Source organism: Janthinobacterium sp. J1-1, from assembly GCF_030944405.1.
Lineage (GTDB): Bacteria > Pseudomonadota > Gammaproteobacteria > Burkholderiales > Burkholderiaceae_D > Janthinobacterium.
This window is the reverse complement of the sequence record NZ_CP132339.1, coordinates 3,114,589-3,138,518: the sequence shown is the minus strand read 5'-3', so window position 1 is coordinate 3,138,518 and position 23,930 is coordinate 3,114,589. Positions and strand designations below refer to the sequence as shown.

General features: G+C 63.6%; 22 protein-coding genes. 12 read left to right on the top strand and 10 right to left on the bottom strand.

Features of this window, described 5'->3' with window-relative positions:
- Positions 1-163 precede the first annotated feature (163 nt).
- Positions 164-1,102, bottom strand: coding sequence for a LysR substrate-binding domain-containing protein (locus Q8L25_RS14265; protein WP_308925440.1), 939 nt, complete (start codon positions 1,100-1,102; stop codon positions 164-166).
- A 174-nt stretch (positions 1,103-1,276) separates the two neighbouring features.
- Between Q8L25_RS14265 and Q8L25_RS14260 the strand changes: the two genes are divergently transcribed.
- From Q8L25_RS14260 to Q8L25_RS14235, 6 genes are all read left to right on the top strand, one after another.
- Positions 1,277-1,978 carry a pirin family protein gene (locus Q8L25_RS14260; RefSeq protein ID WP_308925439.1) on the top strand — a complete coding sequence of 234 codons (702 nt, stop codon included), beginning with the start codon at positions 1,277-1,279 and terminating at the stop codon, positions 1,976-1,978.
- A 245-nt stretch (positions 1,979-2,223) separates the two neighbouring features.
- Positions 2,224-2,610 carry a DoxX family protein gene (locus Q8L25_RS14255; protein WP_308925438.1) on the top strand — a complete coding sequence of 129 codons (387 nt, stop codon included), beginning with the start codon at positions 2,224-2,226 and terminating at the stop codon, positions 2,608-2,610.
- Positions 2,611-2,730: 120 nt separating this feature from the next.
- A complete protein-coding gene (locus Q8L25_RS14250) occupies positions 2,731-4,971 on the top strand; it encodes a PhoX family phosphatase (RefSeq protein WP_308925437.1) in 2,241 nt (746 codons plus the stop codon).
- A 176-nt stretch (positions 4,972-5,147) separates the two neighbouring features.
- Positions 5,148-5,801, top strand: a complete 654-nt coding sequence (gene ribA, locus Q8L25_RS14245) for a GTP cyclohydrolase II (protein ID WP_374694306.1) — start codon at positions 5,148-5,150, stop codon at positions 5,799-5,801.
- Between the two features lie 68 nt (positions 5,802-5,869).
- Positions 5,870-7,282 (top strand): serine protease, encoded by a 1,413-nt coding sequence (locus Q8L25_RS14240; RefSeq protein WP_308925435.1) that lies wholly within the window; start codon positions 5,870-5,872, stop codon positions 7,280-7,282.
- On the top strand, positions 7,279-8,262 hold the full coding sequence (locus Q8L25_RS14235; protein ID WP_308925434.1) for an FHA domain-containing protein: 984 nt from the start codon (positions 7,279-7,281) through the stop codon (positions 8,260-8,262). The genes Q8L25_RS14240 and Q8L25_RS14235 overlap by 4 nt, the downstream gene beginning before the upstream one ends.
- A gap of 73 nt (positions 8,263-8,335) precedes the next feature.
- On the opposite strand, the gene Q8L25_RS14230 is transcribed toward Q8L25_RS14235, so the two are convergent.
- Positions 8,336-9,007 carry a CCXG family PEP-CTERM protein gene (locus tag Q8L25_RS14230; protein WP_308925433.1) on the bottom strand — a complete coding sequence of 224 codons (672 nt, stop codon included), beginning with the start codon at positions 9,005-9,007 and terminating at the stop codon, positions 8,336-8,338.
- 506 nt (positions 9,008-9,513) lie between these two features.
- On the opposite strand from Q8L25_RS14230, the gene Q8L25_RS14225 reads away from it, so the two are divergent.
- Positions 9,514-9,852, top strand: a complete 339-nt coding sequence (locus Q8L25_RS14225) for an MmcQ/YjbR family DNA-binding protein (RefSeq protein ID WP_308925432.1) — start codon at positions 9,514-9,516, stop codon at positions 9,850-9,852.
- Positions 9,853-9,864: 12 nt separating this feature from the next.
- On the opposite strand, the gene Q8L25_RS14220 is transcribed toward Q8L25_RS14225, so the two are convergent.
- Both Q8L25_RS14220 and Q8L25_RS14215 read right to left on the bottom strand, forming a co-directional pair.
- Positions 9,865-10,167 carry a hypothetical protein gene (locus Q8L25_RS14220; RefSeq protein ID WP_308925431.1) on the bottom strand — a complete coding sequence of 101 codons (303 nt, stop codon included), beginning with the start codon at positions 10,165-10,167 and terminating at the stop codon, positions 9,865-9,867.
- 59 nt (positions 10,168-10,226) lie between these two features.
- On the bottom strand, positions 10,227-11,396 hold the full coding sequence (locus tag Q8L25_RS14215) for a PQQ-dependent sugar dehydrogenase (protein WP_308925430.1): 1,170 nt from the start codon (positions 11,394-11,396) through the stop codon (positions 10,227-10,229).
- 168 nt (positions 11,397-11,564) lie between these two features.
- On the opposite strand from Q8L25_RS14215, the gene Q8L25_RS14210 reads away from it, so the two are divergent.
- From Q8L25_RS14210 to Q8L25_RS14190, 5 genes are read left to right on the top strand one after another with little or no spacing between them, the layout of a single operon-like run.
- Complete coding sequence (locus Q8L25_RS14210) at positions 11,565-12,716, top strand: efflux RND transporter periplasmic adaptor subunit (RefSeq protein ID WP_308925429.1); 1,152 nt, start codon at positions 11,565-11,567, stop codon at positions 12,714-12,716.
- A 10-nt stretch (positions 12,717-12,726) separates the two neighbouring features.
- Positions 12,727-15,864: an efflux RND transporter permease subunit gene (locus tag Q8L25_RS14205; RefSeq protein ID WP_308925428.1), complete on the top strand. Its 3,138-nt coding sequence runs from the start codon at positions 12,727-12,729 to the stop codon at positions 15,862-15,864.
- On the top strand, positions 15,864-17,291 hold the full coding sequence (locus tag Q8L25_RS14200; RefSeq protein WP_308925427.1) for an efflux transporter outer membrane subunit: 1,428 nt from the start codon (positions 15,864-15,866) through the stop codon (positions 17,289-17,291). The genes Q8L25_RS14205 and Q8L25_RS14200 overlap by 1 nt, the downstream gene beginning before the upstream one ends.
- A 17-nt stretch (positions 17,292-17,308) precedes the next feature.
- Entirely contained in the window at positions 17,309-17,989 is a 681-nt protein-coding gene (locus Q8L25_RS14195) for a response regulator transcription factor (protein ID WP_308925426.1), read from the top strand.
- Positions 17,982-19,373 carry an ATP-binding protein gene (locus tag Q8L25_RS14190; protein WP_308925425.1) on the top strand — a complete coding sequence of 464 codons (1,392 nt, stop codon included), beginning with the start codon at positions 17,982-17,984 and terminating at the stop codon, positions 19,371-19,373. Before Q8L25_RS14195 ends, Q8L25_RS14190 begins: the two co-directional genes overlap by 8 nt.
- A 31-nt stretch (positions 19,374-19,404) precedes the next feature.
- Here the strand turns inward: Q8L25_RS14190 and Q8L25_RS14185 are convergent, their stop codons facing one another.
- The 6 genes from Q8L25_RS14185 to Q8L25_RS14160 all read right to left on the bottom strand — a co-directional run bounded on the left by Q8L25_RS14185 (position 19,405) and on the right by Q8L25_RS14160 (position 23,930).
- Positions 19,405-20,952 carry a Fic family protein gene (locus tag Q8L25_RS14185; protein ID WP_308925424.1) on the bottom strand — a complete coding sequence of 516 codons (1,548 nt, stop codon included), beginning with the start codon at positions 20,950-20,952 and terminating at the stop codon, positions 19,405-19,407.
- 83 nt (positions 20,953-21,035) lie between these two features.
- The gene (gene ispF / locus Q8L25_RS14180; protein WP_308925423.1) at positions 21,036-21,539 is read right to left on the bottom strand and encodes a 2-C-methyl-D-erythritol 2,4-cyclodiphosphate synthase; all 504 of its coding nucleotides are present in this window, start codon (positions 21,537-21,539) and stop codon (positions 21,036-21,038) included.
- Positions 21,540-21,559: 20 nt separating this feature from the next.
- Positions 21,560-22,261: a 2-C-methyl-D-erythritol 4-phosphate cytidylyltransferase gene (gene ispD / locus Q8L25_RS14175; RefSeq protein ID WP_308925422.1), complete on the bottom strand. Its 702-nt coding sequence runs from the start codon at positions 22,259-22,261 to the stop codon at positions 21,560-21,562.
- 11 nt (positions 22,262-22,272) lie between these two features.
- A complete protein-coding gene (locus Q8L25_RS14170; RefSeq protein WP_308925421.1) occupies positions 22,273-22,980 on the bottom strand; it encodes a hypothetical protein in 708 nt (235 codons plus the stop codon).
- Positions 22,981-22,988: 8 nt separating this feature from the next.
- The gene (locus tag Q8L25_RS14165; protein ID WP_308925420.1) at positions 22,989-23,546 is read right to left on the bottom strand and encodes an NUDIX hydrolase; all 558 of its coding nucleotides are present in this window, start codon (positions 23,544-23,546) and stop codon (positions 22,989-22,991) included.
- 57 nt (positions 23,547-23,603) lie between these two features.
- Positions 23,604-23,930 (bottom strand): DUF2818 family protein, encoded by a 327-nt coding sequence (locus Q8L25_RS14160; RefSeq protein WP_308925419.1) that lies wholly within the window; start codon positions 23,928-23,930, stop codon positions 23,604-23,606.

The window sequence follows — 23,930 nt, the reverse complement described above, 5'->3', positions numbered from 1 at the left end:
GGGAAGGCATAAAGTGGGCGCTACAGGGAATGTCATCATCAAAATCCCGTGATCGGGCTTGGAGTTTGGCGCAAAATGCTGCGAATATAGTAACCTGAAATTGTTGGCCTATGTCAACATTTTGCAGCCCCACAGAATGAAAGCGGCGCGCCCCTGCCCTCGCTCAAGCCGATGGCAGGGACGGTTCGCCGGGCAGGTAGCGGGTCAGGCGGGCGAACAGTTCCGGCTCGCGCATGCGCGCCATCCACCAGCGCAGGGCGGCGCCGTCCTCGCCCACGCGCCAGGCCAGGTAAAAGGTCTCGGCCGGCTTCGGCTCTTCCACCGTTTTTTCCACCAGCAGGCCGCGCGCGATGGCGGCGCGCGCGCACGGTCCCGGCAGGAAGCCGAAGCCCAGGCCCAGCACCTGATAATCGAATTTTACCTGCATGCCGGGCACGGTCAAGGCATCTTGCCCCAGCAGCAAGCCCACCGTGCGCGGCGCCAGCTGGCGCGCCGAATCGGCCACCACCACGGCGCGGTGATGCTGCAGGTCGCCGCGCGTCAGCGGCCGATCGATCGCCGCCAGCGGGTGCGTGGGGGCGACGGCAAACACGAAGTCCAGCATGCCCAGCGGCTGGGCGATATAGCCGCCGCCGGGCGGGCCGTCGCCGGGCGCACCGACCAGCAGGTCGACGCGGCGTTCCAGCAGCGCTTCCCAGGTACCGGACAAGGTTTCCTGCACCAGCCGCAAGCGCGTCTGCTGCGCCACGTTATAAAAGGCGGTGATGTCGCCGGCCAGCGCCAGCGCGGAAAACACCGAATCGAGGCCGATCGCCAGTTCCGTTTCCCAGCCCGAGGCCACCCGCCGCACGCGGTGTTCCAGGTCCTGCGCGGCCTTCAGCAGATAGCGCCCCTCCTTCAGCAATTCCTGGCCGGCCGCCGTCAGCATCACTTTCGGGCCGTTGCGCTGGAACACCTGCACGCCCAGGTCGTCTTCGAGTTTCGCCACCGTATACGAGATGGTCGACGGCACTTTGTGCAGTTCCTTGCCGGCCGACGAGAACGAGCCGCGGCGGTCGATGGCGTCGACAATTTGCAGGGCTTCCAGGCTGAGTCTTAGCATTCGATTTTTTCGATCATAGAGCGGTAATTTTTCCGTTTTTCTTTCTCGTATGACGGGCCTATACTCTCTTCATCGCATCACGAAAGACGAAGTCAGCCCGGCAAGGAACACAAAGGCGGGCAACGGTCCTTCGAAATTATCGCACATTAACCTACGAAGAAATGGAGTCTCACCATGTTACAAATCCGTCATAGCGAAGAACGCGGCGCCGCAAACCACGGCTGGCTCAATTCCCACCACAGCTTTTCTTTCGGCAGCTACCACGATCCGAAACACATGGGTTTTGGTCCATTGCTGGTGATCAATGAAGACAGGGTCACGCCGGGCCAGGGTTTCGGTACCCACGGTCACCGCGACATGGAAATCATCTCGTATGTGCTGGACGGCGCGCTCGAGCATAAAGACAGCATGGGTACCGGCTCGGTCCTGCACTACGGCGATGTACAGCGCATGAGCGCCGGCAGCGGTGTGCGTCACAGCGAGTTCAACCATTCGCAAACGGATGGCCTGCACTTCCTGCAGATCTGGATCCAGCCGAACGTGACGGGCATCGCCCCCAGCTACGAAGAGAAACACTTCGCACCGGAAAGCAAACAGGGCAAGCTGCGCCTGGTTGCTTCCAGCGACGGGCGCCAGGGTTCGGTGCTGATCCACCAGAACGCCTCGATCTACGCCAGCATCATGAAAGAAGGCGATGCGCTGGAACATGCCCTGGACGAAGGCCGCACCGCGTATGTGCACCTGATCCGCGGCAGCCTGGTGGTCAACGGCACACCCTTGAAAGCCGGCGATGCGCTGAAACTGACGCAGGAAGCCAAAGTAACGCTGGCAAATGCCGAAGATGCCGAAGTTTTGCTGTTCGACCTGCCCTACTAAGAGCCTATCCCAGTAGATGAATACGCCCCCTGCTGGCGCCCCTCAGAAGCGGGGACTGCGTTGCTCGTCGTTGCATGGCTCGCCATGCGGCCTCCTCGCGCCTTGTCCGCGCTCCTGATGAGCTGCAAGCAGAAGACGCTCACTACTGGGATAGGCTCTAAGCGATGCCATTGAACCGGCTGTAGCGCGCCAACTGGCCCGCTACAGCCAGCCACCTCAACAATAACAAGAACCTGGATCTCATCATGAAAAACACTACCGCCCTGCTGTACCCTGCTGGCCGCGCCGCGCTCGGCGTGCTCTTCTTTGTCTCCGGCCTGCTGAAAATCGGCGGCTATGCCGGTGTCGCCGGCTACATGAGCAGCATGGGCCTGCCGTTCGCCAGCGTGCTGCTGGCCGGCGTGATCGCGCTGGAAGTGGGCGGCGGCCTGCTGCTGATTACCGGCTGGCAGTCGCGCTGGGCAGCCCTGGCGCTGGCCCTGTTCCTGATCCCGACCACACTCGTCTTCCACGCATTCTGGGCCGCCGACGCCGCCCACTACCAGGATCAATTGACCAATTTCCTGAAAAACCTGTCCATCTTTGGCGGCATGCTGTTACTGGTGGAACGCGGCTTTGCCAAAGTGAAATAAGTACGGCCTGGGCTGCTTCGCCTGTCATCAGACTGTCATCCAGCTGACACAAGCCTGTCACATGAAATGACTATCATCCGGTTGCCATTTACATCACACAACCACAGGACACCGCAGCCCATGAACAAGCCCAACGATCTGGCCATCAGCGCCGCCGATCTGAACGACATTGACAGCAACGCGTCCCACGACAACCATTTCAACAGCATCCTGAATGCGCGCCTGAGCCGCCGCAACTGGCTGCGCGGCAGCGCCGTCACGGCGGCCACCGCCGTCATGGGCTCCATGGGTCTGTCCGCCTGTGGTGGCGATAGCGACCCGGTCGCCGTCACGCCGACGCCGCCAGCGGAAAAACTGCTGGCCTTTACCGCCGTGCCAAAAAGCCTGGCCGACGTGGTCTCGGTACCGGCCGGTTATACCGCCACCGCGCTGTACGCGCTGGGCGACTCGCTGCGCAGCGCCACCCCGGCCTACAAGAACGACGGCAGCGATACCGATTTCGACAACCGCGCCGGCGACCACCATGACGGCATGGAATACTATGGCCTGTCCGCCGCCGGCGCGCCGCTGGCCTCCGGCGCCGAACGGGGCGTCCTGGCGATGAACCACGAAGCGACCACCGACGAAAAACTGTCGTCGCACTTCCTGCACGTCAATGGCGGCACCACCTCGCTGCCGCGCCCTGCGGCCGAAGTCGACAAGGAAGTGGCCGTGCACGGCCTGAGCGTGGTGGAGGTGAAAAAAACCGGCAGCACCTGGGCCACCGTCAACGATTCCGCCTTCAACCGCCGCGTCACGCCGCTGACCGAGATCGACATCTCCGGCCCGGTACGCGGCAATGCCCTGCTGGTGACGAAATTCTCGCCGACCGGCACCAGGACGCGCGGCACCATCAACAACTGCGGCACCGGCAAGTCGCCATGGGGCAGCTACCTGACCGGCGAAGAAAACTGGGCCGGCTACTTCACCCGCTCGGCCACCGACAATGCCGCGCGCGGCAATGACAAATCGGTCGCTTCGCTGAACCGCTACGGCCGCAGCCAGGGCGGCGCCTCGCGTCACGGCTGGGAAACCGGCGGCAGCGATGACAAGTACGCGCGCTGGAACCTGAGCAAGATCGGCGCCTCGAGCAACGGCAGCGACGACTACCGCAACGAACTGAACGGCATGGGCTATATCGTCGAGATGGACCCGTACGACAAGACCAAAGTGATCCGCAAGCGCACCGCGCTGGGCCGCTACGCGCACGAAAGCGCCGCGTTCAGCGTGCCGACCGTGGGCCAGCAGCTGGCCGTCTACATGGGCGACGATTCGCGCAACGAATACATCTATAAATTCGTCACCACCGCCGTCTGGGCCGCCGCCGATGCGACGCCGGCGGACCGCATCGCCACCGGCGACAAATACCTCGATTCGGGCAAGCTGTACGTGGCCAAGCTGGCCGCCGACGGCAGCGGCCAGTGGATCGAGTTGGCCATGTCGAACGCGCTGATCCAGGCCTACAGCGGGTACAAGTTTGCCGACCTGGCCGATGTGCTGGTCAACGCCCGCCTGGCGGCCGATGCCGTCGGCGCGACCAAAATGGATCGCCCGGAATGGTGCTCGGTCAACCCGGCCAACGGCGAGATCTACTACACGCTGACCAACAATTCGAACCGCACCGTCAATCCGAGCGGCTCGTCGCAGCTGGCACCGGACAGCGCCAACCCGCGCGCCTACACCGACATGAAGGGCGCGACGGCGCAAAACGGCAACCCGAACGGCCATATCATCCGCTTCAAGGAAGGCACCGGCGCGGCCGCGGCCACCGCCTTTACCTGGGACGTCTACCTGTTCGGCGCCGAAAGCGGCGCCGACGCCAGCAAGATCAACCTGTCCAGCCTGACGGCCGACCAGGATTTCTCGAGCCCGGATGGCCTGGCCTTCAGCCCGTACACCGGCATCTGCTGGATCCAGACCGACGATGGCGCTTACACCGATGTCACCAACTGCATGATGCTGGCGGCCATCCCCGGCAAGGTCGGCGACGGCGCGAAGAGCACGCTGAACTATGCCACGGCGGCCGGCGGCACCCTGGCGGTCGACACCTTTATCGGCAAGAAGCCCACCGCCGACACGCTCAAGCGCTTCCTGGTGGGGCCGGTCGGTTCGGAAATCACCGGCATCAGCGAAACGCCCGATGGCAAGACCATGTTCATCAATATCCAGCATCCGGGCGAGACGACGTCGGTGGCCAATATCGGCGACCCGACCAAGTACACCAGCCAGTGGCCGTCGAACGCCGGCTACGGCGCCGGCAAGCGTCCGCGTTCGGCCACCATCGTGATCACCAAGAACGATGGCGGACGCATCGGCAGCTGATGCCTTGCAAAACAGTGAAGTGTCCTTAAGTACAGGCCTATCACCAGGCATTGCATCAACCAAATAGCAGCAGCGGAAACCGTTTTCCTGCTTTTTGGTATGATGGCAAGGCGCGCCGGCACCGGAGTGGTGCCGCGCGCCTTTTATTTTTGACACTTACTTATATGAGCACAACCATGCAAAGCGGCGCGGACCTCCTGGCGACAGGCGAATTGGATTACACGACTTCCTGTGCACTGCCGACGCCGTGGGCCCAGTTCACGCTGCACGCCTTTGTCGAACACGCGACCGGCAAGGAACACCTGGCCATGGTGCTGGGCAATGTCGGCGACGGCGCCCCGGTGCTGGCGCGCGTGCATTCCGAATGCCTGACCGGCGACGTGCTGTTTTCGCAGCGCTGCGACTGCGGCGCGCAACTGGAAGGCGCGCTGAAACGCATCGCCGAGGAAGGCCGCGGCATTTTGCTGTATTTGCGCCAGGAAGGACGCGGCATCGGCCTGATCAACAAGATCCGCGCCTACCGCCTGCAGGAAGCGGGCGCCGACACGGTGCAGGCCAATGAACAGCTGGGCTTCAAGGCCGATGCGCGCAATTACACCTTGTGCAAACCGATGTTCGCGCAGTTCGGCATCCACAGCCTGCGCCTGATGACCAATAATCCGCGCAAGATTGCGGCGATGGAAGCGCTGGGCGTGACGGTGGCAGAACGGGTGCCGCTGCTGGTCAACCGCAACGCCTTCAACCAGCATTACCTGAACACCAAGGAAAGCAAGCTGGGCCACATGATGACACCGGTCGAAGCGCCGGCGCTGGAAGACGGCGCCCTGTAAGCTTTGCCACGCGGGCCGGGCGCGCGGCGCCTGGTGCGCCACCTGCTTTCTTCACGCCCCAAGGATGCATGAAATTACTTAACACTGCCTTGTTGCTGGCCGGCTTGTCTGCCGCCGCCGGCACGCACGCCGCCCCCGCGCCGGCTCCCGCCGCTCCTGCGTCCGCCACTGCGGCGCCAGCCTCCCCCGCCAAACCGCCGCCCGCCACGGCCGCGCCCGCCGCCACCGAACATGCCGCCCTGCCGCCGCCGTCCTCGGCCGCGCAAAAGCTGTACACGGCCGCCCGCGCCGATATATTGCAAGTACGGGTGCTGCTGAAAAACGGCCGCACGCAGTCGTCGGTCGGCTCGGGCTTCTTGATCGGCACGGGCGACCTGGTGGTCACCAACTACCACGTGGTGTCGCAATTCGCGCTCGACCCGGACACCTATGTCGGCGAATGGGTGGACACGGCCGGCCAGCGCGGCAACGTGGAATTGCTGGCGGTCGACGTGCTGCACGACCTGGCCGTGATTCGTGTCAACCGCCACGGCACCGGATTTTTCCAGATGCCGGCGCAGCTGGCCACCCTGACGCAAGGCCAGTACCTGTATTCGATGGGCAATCCGCTCGACCTGGGCTTTGCGATTTCCGAAGGCGCCTACAACGGCGTCGTCACGCGCAGCTTTTACGACCAGCTGATGTTTACGGGCCCGATCAATTCCGGCATGAGCGGCGGGCCCAGCGTGACGGCCAGCGGCGACGTGGCCGGCATCAATGTATCGAAACGCCTGGACGGCGAACTGGTCAGCTTCCTGGTGCCGGCCCGCTACGCCCAGCAGTTGCTGGAGCAGGCGGCGCGCCTGGTCAAGCCGCCGAAGGATTTCAAGCCGGTGGTCACCACGCAATTGCTGGCGCACCAGGACGCCATGCTGGCGCGCCTGCTGGCAACGCCGTTGAGCCTGAAAGCCATGGGGCCGTATCGGGTGCCGGTGCGCGAATCGGAACAGATGCGCTGCTGGGGCCGCTCTAACGTCAAAGCCGACAAGCCTTATACCATCGACAATACCAGTTGCGCGATGGAATCGGCCATTTTCATTTCCGGCGCCCTGCAAACGGGGCAGGTGTCGATGCGCCACGAGTTCCTGCGCAGCAGCGAGCTGGGCGCACTGCGCTTTGCCGAGCTGGCCAGCGCCTCGTTCAAGAACGAAAGCTTCGGCAACTACAAGAGCGCCCACCTGACCGGTCCGCACTGTACCGAGCAGTTCGTCAGGAACGCCAGCCTGCCGCTGCGCGCCCTGGTGTGCGTGCGCGCCTACCGAAAATTTCCCGGCCTGTATGATTTTGCCCTGCTGGCCGCCAGCACCGATGAGCCACTGATGAATCTGCAAAGCCGCATCGACGCGCGCGGCGTGTCGTATGCCAATGGCCTGCGCGTGACGCGCACCTTCCTCGAAGCGCTGTCGCGCACACCGTCAGCCAAGCTGGCGGGCAAGCCATGAGAGCGCCCTACTACATCGAGATCCTGGCCGCCAATGGCGAGGTGCAGCAGCGCCAGCGGGTGGAGTCCTTGCCGATCCGCATCGGCCGAGGCTACGACAACGACTTCATCCTCGACGACGCGCATACGGCGCCCGAGCACGCCATCGTCGAAGACGACGGCGAAGGCGGCCTGCTGCTGCGCGACCTGGGCAGCCATAACGGCGTGATCCACCAGGGCCGGCGCCAGCAGGCCCTGGCCCTGCAAGGCGACACCGTGGTGCGCCTGGGCCACACGCGGCTGCGCGTGCGCGGCGCCGACCAGCCGGTGGCGCCCGAGCGCAGCGACACCACCATGCATGGCTGGGAGGGATTGCGCCCGGCCGTGGCGGGCCTGGCCATGATCGCCGCCTCGGCCGCTTTCAGCAACTGGCTCGGCGACGCGGAAAAGTTCGAGCCGATTTCCTATCTGATGATCATCGCCTATGCGATGGCCGGCGGCCTGGTGTGGGCGTCGATCTGGGCGGTGGCCAACCGCCTGTTCGGCCAGACGGCCCGTTTCGGGCGCCATGTGTTCATCATCGGCTGCGGCCTGGTGGCGATGGAAGTATGGGAACTGGCCAGCACCATGGCCGCCTATGCGCTGTCGCTCGAATCGCTGACGCGCTACGGACGCCATCTGTTCATCGTCATCGTCTGCGCCATGATCTTCTTCCACCTGTGGACCATCAAGCCCCAGCACCCGCGCCGCTTCGCGCTGGTGGGCGCGGTGCTGGCGATTCTTGGCTCGACCATGATTCTCCTGAGCAATCTGCAAATCAATGGCCGTCTGTCCGACGAACTGTATATGTCGGTGCTGTATCCGCCGGTGCTGCGCCTCAGTCCCGACCATACCACCGACGCCCTGTTCAAGGATGCGCAGGCGCTGCAAAAAGGCGTCGATGCGGAACGCGGCAAGGGTGGCAGCGGCGATGAAGACAGCGAGGACGACAGCGGCGAATAAACGCTGCGCACCAATAAAAAGCCCGCTGGCGCGGTAATGCGCCAGCGGGCTTTTTTAATGCGGTCCAGTCTGTTTATGCCTGGAACTTGACCGCCTGCGTACTGCGGCGGCCGGTAAAGGCCAGCAAGCCCAGGCCAATCAGCAGCATGGCGTAGGTCGACGGTTCCGGCACGGCCGAGACCGAGGCCAGGCCGTCGGTGGAACTGAAGCTGGTGTAGCTGCTGTTGCCCGCCTTGAACTGGGCTTGCTGGAAGCCGTCGCAGCAGCTTTCCAGGCCGTAGATGCTCAAGGTGTGGTTACCGGCGGCCAGGGTGCTGCTGCCGTTCAGGAAACCATTGCTGTTGGTGTAGCTGCCGTTCCACCACATGTCGTTGGTGCCGACGTCGAGCGCCACGCCGTCCAGGAACAAGGCGCCGCCTTGCGAAAAATCGACGCCGGTGCGAAAGCTCCAGCTGCCGGCCTGGGCGGCGGTCACGCCGAAATCGATGGTCGAACGAAACGCGATATTGGTCGAGCTGCCGAACAGGCTGCTGTTGTCGAGGGCGTTGTAGCTGGCGACAGTCTTGCTGCCATAGCCCACGGTCGGCTTGGCAACGGCGGCATCGACCACGGTCTTGTAGGCATCGGCGCTTTTTTGCGCGCCGGCGGTGGAATAGCCGGTGGAAACGGTAATGGTGCTGGCGTTCGCGTGGGCAAACACACCAACGGCGATCAGGGACAAGGCAAATTTAGGCAAGTTTTTCATGATGGATCCAGTAATAAAGGCATGGGAGCGCTTCAGCTGAATTCACGCTGCATTGAGGCGTGTCGGCGGTGCGCTGCAAACTGCAGGGATGAGCGGCCGGTGGCATGAACCCCGCGCGGGTGGCGGACTTGCGGCAGCGCGATTGCGCCACAAGCGTCCTGGAAAAGGGTCGGGTTTCCGGAACAGGATCAAAACGATAGACGGGTCAGGCAAGACAATGACGCTATTCTAGCTGAAAATTCTCAAATGCAAAGAATTTTTCTTTTTACCATCAGAGATGCCATTCTTACAATCAATAAAATTCGGTGCTGCGAGGAAAAATGCGGCTTGCGGCGTACCTGTGCGCGGTTGGCGATGCGACCGCGGTGTCGCGCCGACGCCACAAACGGCGCGGCAGCTGTCGCATGGCGCCGCATTCTTTTCACGCATGCCGGCCCCACGCGGCGAAGCACCATGGCAAAATGCACACATACATTACTGTCTGTCCGTTGAGGGAGAAAGAGGAAATGGTCGACCTGGAAGAACTACGCTATCTGGCATTGTCATTTCCCGATACCACCGAGGAAGAGCACCACGACCGGCCCGCGTTTCGCGTCGGCGGGAAGATCTTCGCCACCCTGCCCGACGATGAGCACATCAATGTGCTGCTCGATGCGGAAGCGGCGCATATCGCCACCGTCATCTCGCCGACCGGCTGCGAAAAACTGCTGTGGGGAGAACGGCTGGCCGGCATCACGGTGCGCCTGGCGGACGCCGAACTGGACATGCTGGCGGCGGCCCTGACGGCGGCCTGGCGGCGCAAGGCGCCGAGCGACCTGGCGAAAACCATTTCGGCCAGTTCCTGACGTCATGCGGCGTCAGATGCGCCCGCGCCTGAATTCGCCGAGAAATTTCGTGACTTCGGCCGGCGTCATCAGCACGTCGGCGTCGCCATGCCAGGCATACAGATACGGCGTGCCGCCGAGGCGGTCGGTCAGTTTGGCGAACAATAAAAAACGGCTGCCCAGCGGGTAGCGCCGCAGGTCAAGCAGGCGGCGCGAGCATTGCACGGCCAGCTCGGGCGAGAACGCCTGCCCCGGCACCGGGCGGATTTCCAGCTTGCCTTGAATCTCGCGCGATTCGACGGCGACCTGCCGGTAGGCATAGGTATCACGGGCCATGACTCACTCTTCCTGAACAAAGGCGCCATCTTAAAGCAGACAGCGCCTTGCTCGCTGGTTTATTGCGCCACGATGCGCAGCAGCTTGCCGTTGCTCTCGTCCGTCAGCGCATACAGATAACCGTCCGGCCCCTGCTTCACGTCACGCACGCGTTCGCCAATCGCCAGGCGGTCCTGGCCCGTCACTTTGCCAGCAGCGTCGAGCGCCACGCGGCGGATATCCTTGGCCGCCAGGCCGCCGCTGAAGACGCTGCCGCGCCAGGCGGGAATCTTGTCGCCCGAATACACGGCCAGGCCCGAGGGCGCCGGTGACGGCACCCAGGCCACGCTCGGGTTGATCATGCCGGCCACTTCATGCTTGCCCACCGGTTCATGGGTTTTGTAGTCGGCGCCATAGCCCTGCAGCGGCCAGCCGTAGTTGCCGCCGGCCACCACCAGGTTCAGCTCGTCGCCACCATAAGGGCCGTGTTCGGTAGCCCAGATGCGGCCCGAGACCGGATCGCGCGCCAGGCCCTGGATATTGCGGTGCCCCATCGACCAGATTTCCGGCAAGGCCCCCTTGGCCGCCAGCGGATTGCCGGGCGCCGGCTTGCCTTCGTCGGTCAGGCGCAGGATGGATCCCAGGTGGGTGGCCGGGTTTTGCGCCTGCTCGCGCGCCAGCCGGTCACCTATGCGCAGCGGCGGATTGCCGCCATCGGCCACGCTCATCAGCAAAGTGCCGTCCGGCAGCCACAGCAGGCGCGAGCCAAAATGCTGGCCACCACTCTTGTCGGTGGAGACCTTGAACAAGGTCTTGATCCCCGTCACCTTCTTGCCATCGAACACACCCTGCACCAGGGTCGTGCGATTCGCCTCGTTGGTGCCGGTCGCCACCGTCATGTAGACGCGCGGATTCGGTTTCGCCGCATCTTGCGGGTGCAGCACGATATCGAGCAGGCCGCCCTGCCCGCCCGTGAATACCTTGGGCATGCCTTCCAGCGCCACCTCGTCGAATTTCTGGCCGTTCAGGATATGCAAGCTCCCCTCCTTGCTGGTGACCAGCGCGCGGCCGTCGCCGAGCCAGGCGATGCCCCAGGGCTGGCGCACGCCCTCGGCCACCGTCACGGCACGCCAAGCCTGTTTCGCGGCCGGCGGCTCGCCGGTGGCGGCCAGTTCGGCGTGGGCGGGCAAGCTCAAGGCCAGCATGGCGGCGGCAATCGCCGTGGCGCGTAGGGAACGTAAATGAGGCATGGTTTTCTCCTGGATCGTGACATGAATGGCAAGCGTACAGCCTAGTCGTGCCAGCATAAACCAACATTAAAAAAATTTAATGTTCCGCAAAGGCTGGCGTAAGCGGCACGCAGGCATAGTGCAGTGCAACAAACCTCCTTGTTCTTGTCCGACTTCTGGAATTGCGCCATGCCCTCCTTGTCCCGTCTACGCCCTCTCGCTCCCCTTTGCCTGTTGACCCTGGCTGCCTGCAGCCCCGCGCCCAAACCGGCCGCCAGCACCACGCCGGAGGTGTCCGTGCTGACGGTGCGCCATGGCGCCGTGCCGCTCAGCGTCGAATTGCCTGGCCGTACGGCACCGTTCCTGATCGCCGAAGTGCGCGCCCGCGTCGATGGCGTGGTCCTGAAACGCAGCTTCACGGAAGGCGCCGACGTGCGCGCCGGCCAGGCGCTGTACCAGATCGACGCCGCGCCCTACCGCGCCGCGCTGGCCAGCGCCGAGGCGCAGCTGCAGCGTGCGCAGGCCAATCTGGTCAGCAACAACGCGCAGCTGGAACGCTACCAGGTGCTGATCAAGGGCAATGCCGTCAGCAAGCAGGCCTACGACAACGCGCTGGCCGCGCAACTGCAGGCGGCCGCCGACGTGGCCGCCGCAAAAGCCGCAGTCACCAGCGCCGGCATCAACCTGGCCTATACCAATGTGACGGCGCCGATCGCCGGGCGCTCGAGCGTGTCGCAAGTGACGCAAGGCGCCTATGTGCAGGGCGGCGCCGCCACCTTGCTGACCACGGTGCAGCAGATCGACCCCATGTATGTCGACTTGCAGCAGTCCAGCGCCGAAGGCCTGGCGCTACGCCGCCAGTTGACGGATGGCAGCCTGAAGAGCGGCGGCAAGGAGCAGGCCAGCGTGACATTGAAACTGGAAGACGGCAGCAGCTATGGCGAGCAGGGCACGCTGGAGTTTTCCGGCGTGACGGTGAACCAGGCCACCGGCTCGGTCACCCTGCGCGCGCGTTTCCCGAATCCGCAACACTTGCTGCTGCCGGGCATGTTCGTGCGCGCCGAAGTGAAACAGGGCGTGCGCGAAGGCGCCATGCTGGTGCCGGCACCGGCCATCACGCGCAACCCGCAAGGCGAGGCGACGGTGATGCTGGTGGACGCCACCGGCAAGGCGCAGCAGCGCACGGTGGTCGCCACGACCCTCTTGCGCGGCCAGTGGCTGGTGGAGAGCGGCCTGAAGGACGGCGAGCGCGTGATCGTCAGCGGCATCCAGAAGCTCAAGCCCGGCAGCGCCGTCAAGGTGCTGGCAGCGTCCCCGGCCCCCGCCGTGGCACAGAACTGAGGACCGCCGCATGTCCCATTTCTTTATCCGCCGCCCGATTTTCGCCATCGTCCTGTCGCTGATCATCATGCTGGCCGGCGGCATCGCCGTCTTCAAGCTGCCGGTCGAACAATTCCCGCCCGTCTCGCCACCGGTGGTGCAGATCGCCGCCACCTTCCCCGGCGCCTCGGCCGAAACCCTGCAAAATACCGTGATCCAGGTCATCGAACAGCAGATGAGCGCGATCGACAACCTGCTGTACATGTCGTCGACCAGCGACGACACGGGCCAGTCGACGACGACATTGACGTTTGCGCCGGGCACCGACCCGGACATTGCCCAGGTGCAGGTGCAAAACAAATTGCAGTCCGCCACCTCGCGCCTGCCGGCCGAAGTGCAGCAGTCGGGCCTGCGCGTGACGAAATCGACCAGCGACTTCCTGATGGTGGCCGGCTTCGTGTCGGACGACAACAGCATGAGCAAGTTCGATATCTCGAACTATGTGGCGTCGAATATCCAGGACCCGCTGAGCCGCATTCCCGGCGTGGGCAGCATGAATCTGTTCGGCACGCAGTACGCGATGCGCATCTGGCTCGACCCGGTAAAGCTGACCGGCTATGCGCTGACGCCGCTGGACGTGAACCAGGCGATCCAGACGCAGAACGTGCAGATCTCGGGCGGCCAGCTTGGCGGCTCGCCGTCGGTGCCGGGCCAGATGCTGAGCGCCACGATTACCCAGGCGACCTTGCTGCGCACGCCCGAGCAGTTCGGCCGCATCCTGCTGAAAGTCTTGCCCGATGGTGCCCGCGTGCGCCTGGCCGACGTGGCGCGCATCGCGCTGGGGCCTGAAAACTACAACGTCGACGTGCGCTACAACGGCAAGAGCGCCTCGGGCCTGGGCATCCAGCTGGCGCCGGGCGCCAATGCGCTGGCCACGGCCGAAGCCGTGCGTGCGCGCCTGATCGAACTGGCGCCCTACTTTCCGCGCGGCCTGCGCGTGGTGTATCCGAATGACGTGACGCCGTTTATCGAAGTATCGATCCATGAGGTGGTGAAAACCCTGATCGAAGGCATCATCCTGGTCTTCCTCGTGATGTATCTGTTCCTGCAGAATGTGCGCGCCACCTTGATTCCGTCGATCACGGTGCCGGTGGTGCTGCTGGGCACCTTCGGCGTGATGTCGGCGATGGGCTTTACCATCAATACCCTGTCGATGTTTGGCCTGGTGCTGGCCATCGGTTTGCTCGTCGATGACGCCATCGTGGTGGTGGAAAACGTCGAACGCGTGATGCATGAAGACGGCCTGGAGCCGTTCGAGGCGACGCAAAAAGCCATGGGCCAGATCAGCAGCGCGCTGATCGGCGTGGCGCTGGTGCTGTGCGCCGTGTTCGTGCCGGTGGCGTTTTCCAGCGGCACGGTGGGCGCCATCTACCGCGAGTTTTCCCTGACGGTGGTGGCCTCGATGCTGCTGTCGGTGTTCGTGGCGCTGACGCTGACGCCGGCGCTGTGCGCGATGGTCCTGAAGCGTCCCGATCCGGGCCATGCCGATAAAAAAGGTTTCTTTGGCTGGTTCAACCGCGCGTTTGACGCGCGCCGCGACGGCTACCTGGGCAGCGTGGCGGGCATCGTGCGCAACCGTGGCCGCTGGCTGTTGGTCTACGCGGCGCTGATCGGCGTGGTGCTGTGGCTGTTCATGCGCCTGCCGGGCGGCTTCCTGCCGAACGAAGACCAGGGCTATATGTTCGTGCAGGTGCAAACGCCCGCCGGCAGCACGCTGGAGCGCACCGGTGCCGTGCTCGATGAGATCAGCAGCTACTTGCTGAAGGACGAGGCGGCCATGGTCGACGCCACCATGATGATCAACGGCGCCAATTCGAACGGCCGCGGGCAGAACCTGGGCCGCCTGTTCGTGCGCCTGAAACCTTGGGGCGAGCGCAAGGATGCCAATCTGGCCGTCTCGGCGCTGGGCGCGCGCATTGCCGCCCGCTATGGCTCCTACCAGGGCGCACTGATCACGCCGATCGAACCGCCGCCTATCCGTGGCCTCGGTTCGGCCTCGGGCTTTTCGTTCCAGCTGCAGGACCGGGGCAACCTGGGCCACGCGGCGCTGGCCAAGGCGCGCGACCAGTTGCTGGACCTGGCCCGCCAGGACCCGGACCTGATGCAGGTGCGGTTTACGGGACAGGCCGACAATCCGACCTATAAAATCAATATCGACCATGAAAAGGCGGCCGCGCTGGGCGTCTCGCTGAGCGAAGTCGACCAGACTTTTTCCACCGCCTGGGGTTCGAAATACATCAACAATTTCTTCGACACCGACAACCGCATCAAGCGCGTCTACGTGCAGGCCGACGCGCCGTTCCGCATGAACCCGGACGATATCAAGCTGCTGCACGTGCGTAACAAGCAGGGCGAGATGGTGCCGTTTTCGGCCTTTGCCAGCGCCGAATGGGCCTGGGGTGCGCCCGCCATGCAGCGCTACAACGGCGTGGAAGCGGCTGAAATTCTCGGCAAGCCGGCAGCCGGCAAGAGCACGGGCCAGGCCATGGCCGCCATGGAGCGGCTGGCGCAGCAATTGCCGCAAGGCATAGGCTACGAATGGAGCGGCATCTCCTTGCAGGAATCGAAAGCCGGTGCGCAGGCGCCGCTGCTGTATGCGCTGTCGATCCTGGTGGTATTTTTGAGCCTGGCCGCGCTGTATGAAAGCTGGTCGGTGCCGGTGTCGGTGATCCTGGTGGTGCCGATCGGCATCCTTGGGGCGCTGGGAGCGGCCAGCCTGTTCGGCATGTCGAATGACGTGTACTTCCAGGTGGGGCTCTTGACCACCATCGGCCTGTCGGCCAAGAACGCGATCCTGATCGTGGAATTTGCGCGCGAGTTGCAGCAGCATGGCGCGACACCGCTGGCCGCCGCCATGGAAGCAGCCAAGCTGCGGCTGCGTCCCATCATCATGACCTCGATGGCGTTCGTGCTGGGCGTGCTGCCACTGGCGCTGGCGTCCGGCGCCGGCGCGGCCAGCCAGAAGGCGCTGGGCATCGGCGTGATCGGCGGCATGCTGAGCGCCACGTTCCTGGCCACTTACATGATCCCGCTGTTTTACGTGCTGGTGGCGGGCAAGGTGAAACAGCCCGCCGTCACGCCGGCCGCCGCGGTAGAAGGAGCGCACTGATGACTTATCTGAAAACCTTTTTCGCTGCCGCCGGCGCCCTGGCCCTGGCCGGCTGCGCGCTGCAGGAACCGTATCAGCGCCCCGACGCGGCGCCAGCCGCCTACCCCACCGGCCCGGCCTATGCGGCCGACAAACCGGGCGCGACCGTGTCGGCGTTCGACACCGGCTGGGCGGAATTCCTGGGCGACGCCAGCCTGCGCCGCCTGGTGCGCATCGCGCTCGACAATAACCGCGACTTGCGCGTGGCCATGCTGCGGGTCGAGCAGGCACGGGCCCAGCTGCAGCTGCAGCAAGCGGCCAAGGTGCCGCAAGTCGATCTGTCCGTTGCCGGCAGCAACAGCAAGAACAATTCGGCCAGTACCGATGACGTGAATCGCAACCGTGGCGTCAGCTACAACCGCAGCGCGGGCCTGTCGGCCTCGTGGGAGCTCGATTTCTTCGGCCGCCTGAATGCGCTTGACGATGTGGCGCGCGCACAATACCTGGCGACCAGCCACGCGCGCCAGGCGGCGCAGATCGTGCTCGTCGCCCAGGTCAGCGAGCAATACCTGTCGATGCTGGCCCTCGGTGAACAGCTGGCGGTCAGCAACGATACCGAGGCCGCGGCGCGCGAATCGTACCGTATCGCCAAATTGCGCTACGACACGGGCACCGGATCGGAGCTCGATGCCACCCTGGCGCAAGGCGTGGTGCAGCAGGCGCAGGCCAACCAGGCGGCCTTGATACGCCAGCAGGCACAGGCGAAAAATGCGCTGGTGCTGCTGCTGGGCCAGCAGTTGCCGGCCGACTTGGCCGCGCCGGTACCGCTGCGCGACCTGGCCTTGATGGCCGAGATCCCGGCCGGCCTGCCGTCGGACCTGCTGTTGCGCCGCCCTGACGTGCAGCAGGCCGAGGCGTTGTTGCGCGCAGAAAACGCCCGCGTCAGCGTGGCGCGTGCCGCCTTCTTTCCGCGCATCGCCTTGACGGCCACCGCCGGCACCGCCAGCTCCAGCCTGGGCAATCTGTTCAACGCCGGCTCGGGCGCCTGGTCGTTCGCGCCGCAATTGCTGCTGCCCCTGTTCGACGGCGGCGCCAACCAGGCCAATCTCAATGCGGCGCGCATCGCGAAAGATATTGGCGTCACGCAATACCAACAAAGCGTGCAGGTGGCGTTTCGCGAAGTGGCCGACGGCCTGGCGGCGCGCGGCACCTATGAAGCGGAACTGGCGGCGCGGCAGGCCTACAGCGATACCCAGCAGCGCCGCCTGGCCCTGGCCGAACTGCGCTACGACAACGGCGTCGACGATTACCTGAGCGTGCTGAACGCAAAGACCGACCTGTACAATGCGCAGATCGCCCTGGTCGCGGCGCGCCTGAATCGCTGGAACAGCCTGCTGGAACTGTACCGTGCGCTCGGTGGCGGCTGGCGCGAACACGGCGCGACCTGATCGAGACGAGGCTGGCAGTGAAATTATTATTAGTGGAAGACAACGAGCGCGTATCGCGCTTCGTCATCAAGGGACTGGGCGAGGCCGGACACACGGTCGACCATGCCGACAACGGCCGCGACGGCATGTACCACGCCGTCAGCGCCACCTATGACGCCATCATCATGGACCGCATGCTGCCGGGCGGCATCGATGGCCTGGCCATCGTCGAAACCTTGCGCAAGAGCGGCAACCGGGTGCCGATCCTGATTTTGAGCGCCCTCGATGGCGTCGACGAGCGCATCCGTGGCCTGAAAAGCGGCGGCGACGATTACCTGATCAAGCCGTTCGCGTTTGGCGAGTTGCTGGCGAGATTGGATGCCCTGCTGCGCCGCTCGCAGGAAAAAAGCGTGGAGACCAGCCTGGCGCTGGGCGGCCTGTCGATCGACCTGCTGACCCACAAGGTGATGCGCGACGGCAAGCAGCTGACCTTGCAGCCGCGCGAATTCAAGCTGCTGGAATATCTGCTGCGCCATGCCAACCAGATCGTCACGCGCACCATGTTGCTGGAAAACGTGTGGGACTACCATTTCGATCCGCAGACCAATGTGATCGACGTGCATATCAGCAAGCTGCGCCAGAAGATCGACGCTGGTTTTCCTACCCAGTTGCTGCGCACGGTGCGCAGCGCCGGCTACATGCTGAGCGACCATGCCTGAGCGGTTTTCCCTGCTGCGCGTGCCCGCCTTTTCGGCGCGCACCATCGCCACCGGCTACGTGGCCGTCAGCCTGCTGGTGCTGGCGATGTTCGCCGGCCCGCTGTGGTACACCTGGAAAACCAATGTGGAAGAGGTGCGCACGGAATTGTTGCAAACCGATACCGAACGCCTGTCGAAACTGTTTGCCAGCAATGGCCCGGGCGCGCTGTCGGTGGCGATCGAGGCGCAGACCAGCGGCACCTACCAGGGCGTGGGCCGGCTCATGCTGTTCATGGCGCCGAACGGCGTCAAGCTGGCCGGCAACCTTGACGCCTGGCCAACCGGCGCCCCCAGCCATACCAGCCCCTGCTCGGCGACCTTGCTGGTCGATGGCATCGAACGCCGGGTCGAGCTGACCCACACGGTGCTGCCGGGCGGCTACCGGCTGCTGCTGGCCAGCAACCTGAATCGCTTTGAAAAACTGGAAAAACTGTTCGTGCGCGGCCTGCTCGGCTGCGCTTGCGCCGTGCTGCTGGTGGCGGTGCTGGGCGCCCTGCTGATCCGCCGCGTGCTGCTGCGCAAGGTCGACAGCATCAGCCAGACCACCGCCGCCATTATTGCCGGCAAGCTCACGCAGCGCCTGCCGACACCGCACCAGGGCGACGAACTGGAAAGGCTGACCCACACCGTGAACGGCATGCTGGACCAGATCGAGCACCTGGTGCACAGCGTGCAGGACGTGTCGAACGCCATCGCCCACGACCTGCGCACGCCGCTGTCGGAACTGCGCGCCCGGCTCGAGGAATTGTCCGTCACGCGCCCGCCGGAAGCCGACACCTATGCCGAGATCGACGCCGCCATCAACGACGTCGACCGCGTGATGGCGATTTTCAACGCCCTGCTGCGCCTGGCCGAAATCGACAGCGGCACGCGCCGCGGCGGCTTCGTGCCGGTCGACCTGGCGAAGCTGGCGGCGGAAGTGACGGAGTTTTACTTGCCGGTGGCGGAACTGAACGACGTCAGCCTGACTTTCCTGCCACAGGGCATGCTGCAAACCGTGGGCGACCCGCTGCTGCTGGCGCAAGCGCTGGGCAACCTGGTGGAAAACGCCTTGAAATGTGCACCGGCCCACGGCCATATCGCGATCGGCGCGCGCCGCTGCGGCGAGCTCGATATCGAACTGACGGTGGCCGACAACGGCCCCGGCGTGCCGGAAAGCGAACGCGCGCGCGTGGTCGAGCGTTTTTATCGCAGCGACACCAGTCGCGGCACGCCAGGCGTCGGGCTGGGGCTGGCGCTGGTATGCGCCGTGGCGCGCCTGCATGGCGGCATTCTGCGACTGGAAGACAATGATCCTGGATTGCGGGTGGTGTTGTGTTTGGCGGTGCCAAGGTCGGCAATTTGAGCCAGTTCAAGCTGCTAGCCATTTCGCAAGGCTAGTCGTCCGTTGCAGGACCGTGTTGCGGATCGAATACATTGCGAATCGCACTGACGATAGACTCGGCCAGTTCCCCATCTTGCAGTTGAGGAAAAGTCTTTTTCAGTTTATTGGAAACACTCCACCGATTTTCGCGTACCGAACGGATAATGTGATCAATGTCCGTATTCGGGCCTTCCAGATACTCTTTTACATCGGCCCGTGCGCGCTCTATGTCACGAAGAAATATCGCCTCACGCGTCATTTCCAGTTCGATAGTCGCCTGGATCACGTGTCCCAGGTATTCGGCTTGACCAGTCAAATCAGGAAACCGCCACACCGGCTCAGCATCGTCATAAGCATCGAAATGCAGCGTGCTTTCTACACCATCCGCATGGCTTGTCATTGCGCCAAAACGGTACTTGTCAGCATAGTGCCGCATGAGTGGGCGGGAGAAGCGCTCAAGGGCTCTGTCATAGCCAGCACGCTCAGCAGTACTATTGGTGATCGTCGCCGATATCGGCAAGATGAAAGGCTCTGTTACGGCGCCGTCGCGACGCAAGATGTCATTGACCAGAAATCTTGAAATACGCCCATTTCCATCGCTCATCGGATGAATGAACACGAAGCCAAACGAGGCGATGGCTGCTCGGATAAGCGGTGACGCGGTCTGCGTTTTAACAAGTGTATCCTGCAAACCCTGCAACAAAGGCTGTGTTTGCTCCCAATGCGGCGCAATGTAATCAACCTTGTCGAGGTAGTTGACGCTATGCCCGACGAAGACCGGCGACTGCCGGATGCCATAGCGCGTGGCGGCTCCCAGAATCTCCGCTTGCAAAGAACTGAGCGTTTCAACAGAAAGCGGCTGCGGATCTTTGCCGCAGCGGCTTTCCATCACGGCAGCAAATCGCTGCACACGCTCTACTTTGCGTTCTTCGTGCTCGATCAGGAAGGAAGCCCGCGACTCTTTGATGGTCAGCCATACAGCGCTGCGCAGCAGGATGTCCGAACCAAACTCGACCTCCAGTGCATGCAAGGCAGCGGGGCAATCGTAGGATTCCATGCGCCTGATAGCCCCGGTACGGATGACAATCGGGCAAAATTGTGGGGTTCCCGGCAGGTTATCGCGTATTCGCCACCTAGGCACATTCAGCGCGCGCGTCGCGACAAGATAGGTATCGGGATCGAGCGCATCGACATAGTTTCCGGCAGGCGTATCCGGCACGTCGAGCTTCAGGCCTGTCATCCATTCATAGAAAAACCCGGTCCGCCGCGCATAGCCGCCGGTGGGCTCATTACGTATCCACTGCTCGAAGACGGCGGCGTCTACGCGCTTGAAAAGTCGGAACAGGAATTCAAGGTTGACTATTTCGTGCTTGAAGGCGAAAGTAAGATGGGCGGCAATGGTGGGTTGCAGCTGCGCACTGGCAGGATAGGTTTCCTGACGCAATTCTTCTGCGACATGCGTACGACGACTGCGTCCCAGTTGACTTTCGACGGCAAATGGCTGCACCGCAACAATGTCAAGGTGCTCAGCCAGCCATTTATAACCAAGAAAATTACTCATTTTTGATTAAAACTCGTTTTTTTTAATTATAAATGCATACAGCATTAAAAAAACGCTTAAAAAATGGTTTTTCCATTAATACCTCATGCCCGCAGCAACAACGCCACCGCCTCCGCCGCAATCCCCTCCTCGCGCCCCAGGTAGCCCAGCTTTTCATTGGTCTTGGCCTTGATATTGACCTGGCCCACCGTCACGCCCAAATCCTCGGCCACGTTGGCGCACATGGCGCCGATATGGGGCGCCATTTTCGGGCGCTGGGCGATGATGGTGGCGTCGATATTGCCGATCACATAGCCGGCGGCACGCACGCGCGCGGCGGCTTCGCGCAGCAGGGTGCGCGAGTCGGCGCCCTTGAATTGCGCGTCGGTGTCGGGGAAATGGCGGCCGATATCGCCCAGGGCCGCCGCACCAAAAATGGCGTCGGTGATCGCGTGCAGCAGCACGTCGGCGTCGGAGTGACCCAGCAGGCCCAGGTGGTGCGGGATATTCACGCCGCCGATGATCAGGTCGCGGTTTTCCACCAGCGCGTGGCAGTCATAGCCCTGGCCGATGCGGAACGGTAAAACGGGAGTGGTGGTGGTCGTCATGCGGTCTTTCTGTTCGGGGTTCAAGGATAGGCGAGATACATCTCGGCCGTCTGTATATCGCGCGGCAGGGTCACTTTCAGGTTGCGCGGATGGCCTTCGACCAGTTTCGGCGACAGGCCCAGCGCTTCGACGGCGGAAGCGTCGTCGGTAATTGCTTGCGGGTCGGGTGCTTCCGACAGCGCGCGGTGCAGCAGCGCATAGGAAAACATCTGCGGCGTCTGCGCCAGCCACAGGCCGTCGCGCGGCACGGTCGCGGCCACGACACCGCCCTGCCCTGCACGCTTGACGGTGTCGACCACCGGCAAGGCCAGCAAGCCGCCGGCCGGATGATCGCCCACTTCATCGATCAGCTTTGCGATCAGCGCTGGCGTCAGGCCGGGCCGGGCCGCGTCGTGCACCAGTATCTGATCAATGCCCTGCAGCACGTCTTGCAGGGCGTGCAGGCCGTTCAGTATGCTGTCCATGCGGGTAGCGCCGCCGCAGCGCAATACCGTCACGCCGTGTTCGGGAATCACTTCGTCGATCCAGCCGTCGTCGGCACTGACCACCACATAGGTGTGGGCGATCAGCGGACTGGCCAAAAAGGCGTCGAGCGCGTGGCGCAGCATGGGCTTGCCGGCGATGTTCAGGTATTGCTTGGGGCTGTTTGCTTCCATGCGCGCGCCCACGCCGGCGGCGGGGATCAGCGCGATATGGCGGGTGGTATTGAGTTGCTCTGTCATTGCTGCCTTCTTTACTTGCGGGCCGGCGCCTTGCCGGCCAATATGGTCTGGATTTCGCCATTGCAGGCCTTGCCGAGGCGCGCATATTCCTGCGGCGAATCGATGGCCGCCTGCAGGGTTTCCACCTTGCGCATTTCCGCCTTGATATACGGCAGCCAGCCCGTGTCGATCTCGCGCGCCAGCGCCGCCTTGGCGGTGCCGCGCGGCGCATACAGGGGCCGCGCCTCGAACCGCCTGGCCAGCGCGGCGCGCACGGTCTTTTCCACGCGCGGCAGATGGTCCATATAGGTTTTCATGTGCCGCAGCTCGTGCTTGAGTATCTCATCATACGCGCAGGTACCGGGCGGAAATTCGCGGCCGATATAGATGATCACGGGGGCATACGTCAGGCTGACGCCGATCTGCGGCGCCACGCATTCGTAGCCGCTGGCGGGATCGAACAGCATGGGGCCGGCCAGCGCGATTTTCACCTGCGAATCGGTCTTGGTCAGGCCCAGCACGAAGGCATTGCTGCGCGCCACGCCCTTCATGGCGGTCAGCGCCCGGTACGGCAGATGGGTGTCGATGGAATAACCATTCTGCTGCGCCGTCAGCACGGACACGGTCTTGCTGATGGTGTCTTCGCAGCGCACCTGGAATGGCGTGCGCGCCGGCGCCGGCGCCTGCGCCAGCACGCTGCCGGAAGCCAGGGCCAGGCTCAGGAAGACGGCGCCGCGCATGCCTGACCTCAGGCCGGCTGCCAGGCGCCGCTGGTGATTTTATCGAGCCAGAAGATGCCGATCACGGTTTTCACGTCGGTAATCGTGCCGTCGCGCACCCAGTCCAGCAATTGCGGCACGGTGGCCGTAAACGTTTCCAGGAATTCACCTTCGTCGAGCTGGCGCTCGCCGGCCACCAGGCCGCGCGCCAGGAACAGTTCCAGGTGCTCGTCCGAATAGGCGATGGCGTTATGAATGGTCGTGACGAATTGCCAGTCGCTGGCCGTATAGCCGGTCTCTTCCAGCAGTTCGCGCCGGGCGCAGGCCAGGTGCGCTTCGCCCGCATCGATCTTACCGGCTGGGAATTCGATAAACACCTGGTTCAGCGGGTAGCGGAACTGGCGCTCCATCAGCACCGTGCCGTCGTCCAGCAGCGGCAGGATCACCACGGCGCCCGGGTGCAGGATATATTCGCGGTCGGCGATCTTGCCGTCAGGCAGGCTGACGCGGTCGCGCTGCACCTGCAAAAAGCCGCCCGTAAAAACGGTCTCGCCGTCCACTTTTGTTTCAGTCAGATGCTGGTCCATGATGTCCTTTTATTCAATAAAAAACGGCGCCAGAGGCGCCGCTTTCGGAGTGTGTTGCTAGCGGCGTTTGCGCAGGTAGCGCGCCACGAAGCCGGGGAAGGCCAGCACCAGGAACAGGCAGCCGGTGATGGCATAAAACTCCCAGGTTTGCGGGAACGCATTACCCAGGCGCGCTTCGAGCATGAAGGCCACGCTGCCGACGATGAAGTACAACACCACCATCTCCAGCAGGCGCAGCGCCAGCGGCTTGCGCCAGCTTTTGCCATCGGCTGGCGCCGCGTGCTTCAAGGGCACGGCGGCAAACAGCTTGTCGTTGAAGAACGGCAGGTTGGCCGCCAGGATACCCATGGCGATCACCAGCCAGCTCGATACCGTGGCGTCCAT

Excerpts from the sequence above, each read along its gene's own strand:
- Q8L25_RS14225 (WP_308925432.1), top strand. The coding sequence starts at position 9,514 with ATGGTCGACCTGGAAGAACTACGCTATCTGGCATTGTCATTTCCCGAT.
- Q8L25_RS14250 (WP_308925437.1), top strand. The coding sequence starts at position 2,731 with ATGAACAAGCCCAACGATCTGGCCATCAGCGCCGCCGATCTGAACGAC.
- Q8L25_RS14205 (WP_308925428.1), top strand. The coding sequence starts at position 12,727 with ATGTCCCATTTCTTTATCCGCCGCCCGATTTTCGCCATCGTCCTGTCG.
- Q8L25_RS14210 (WP_308925429.1), top strand. The coding sequence starts at position 11,565 with ATGCCCTCCTTGTCCCGTCTACGCCCTCTCGCTCCCCTTTGCCTGTTG.
- Q8L25_RS14235 (WP_308925434.1), top strand. The coding sequence starts at position 7,279 with ATGAGAGCGCCCTACTACATCGAGATCCTGGCCGCCAATGGCGAGGTG.
- Q8L25_RS14255 (WP_308925438.1), top strand. The coding sequence starts at position 2,224 with ATGAAAAACACTACCGCCCTGCTGTACCCTGCTGGCCGCGCCGCGCTC.
- Q8L25_RS14260 (WP_308925439.1), top strand. The coding sequence starts at position 1,277 with ATGTTACAAATCCGTCATAGCGAAGAACGCGGCGCCGCAAACCACGGC.
- Q8L25_RS14215 (WP_308925430.1), bottom strand. The coding sequence starts at position 11,396 with ATGCCTCATTTACGTTCCCTACGCGCCACGGCGATTGCCGCCGCCATG.
- ispD (WP_308925422.1), bottom strand. The coding sequence starts at position 22,261 with ATGACAGAGCAACTCAATACCACCCGCCATATCGCGCTGATCCCCGCC.
- Q8L25_RS14165 (WP_308925420.1), bottom strand. The coding sequence starts at position 23,546 with ATGGACCAGCATCTGACTGAAACAAAAGTGGACGGCGAGACCGTTTTT.
- Q8L25_RS14190 (WP_308925425.1), top strand. The coding sequence starts at position 17,982 with ATGCCTGAGCGGTTTTCCCTGCTGCGCGTGCCCGCCTTTTCGGCGCGC.
- Q8L25_RS14230 (WP_308925433.1), bottom strand. The coding sequence starts at position 9,007 with ATGAAAAACTTGCCTAAATTTGCCTTGTCCCTGATCGCCGTTGGTGTG.
- Q8L25_RS14185 (WP_308925424.1), bottom strand. The coding sequence starts at position 20,952 with ATGAGTAATTTTCTTGGTTATAAATGGCTGGCTGAGCACCTTGACATT.
- Q8L25_RS14160 (WP_308925419.1), bottom strand. The coding sequence starts at position 23,930 with ATGGACGCCACGGTATCGAGCTGGCTGGTGATCGCCATGGGTATCCTG.
- Q8L25_RS14200 (WP_308925427.1), top strand. The coding sequence starts at position 15,864 with ATGACTTATCTGAAAACCTTTTTCGCTGCCGCCGGCGCCCTGGCCCTG.
- Q8L25_RS14170 (WP_308925421.1), bottom strand. The coding sequence starts at position 22,980 with ATGCGCGGCGCCGTCTTCCTGAGCCTGGCCCTGGCTTCCGGCAGCGTG.
- Q8L25_RS14240 (WP_308925435.1), top strand. The coding sequence starts at position 5,870 with ATGAAATTACTTAACACTGCCTTGTTGCTGGCCGGCTTGTCTGCCGCC.
- Q8L25_RS14265 (WP_308925440.1), bottom strand. The coding sequence starts at position 1,102 with ATGCTAAGACTCAGCCTGGAAGCCCTGCAAATTGTCGACGCCATCGAC.
- Q8L25_RS14220 (WP_308925431.1), bottom strand. The coding sequence starts at position 10,167 with ATGGCCCGTGATACCTATGCCTACCGGCAGGTCGCCGTCGAATCGCGC.
- ispF (WP_308925423.1), bottom strand. The coding sequence starts at position 21,539 with ATGACGACCACCACCACTCCCGTTTTACCGTTCCGCATCGGCCAGGGC.
- ribA (WP_374694306.1), top strand. The coding sequence starts at position 5,148 with ATGCAAAGCGGCGCGGACCTCCTGGCGACAGGCGAATTGGATTACACG.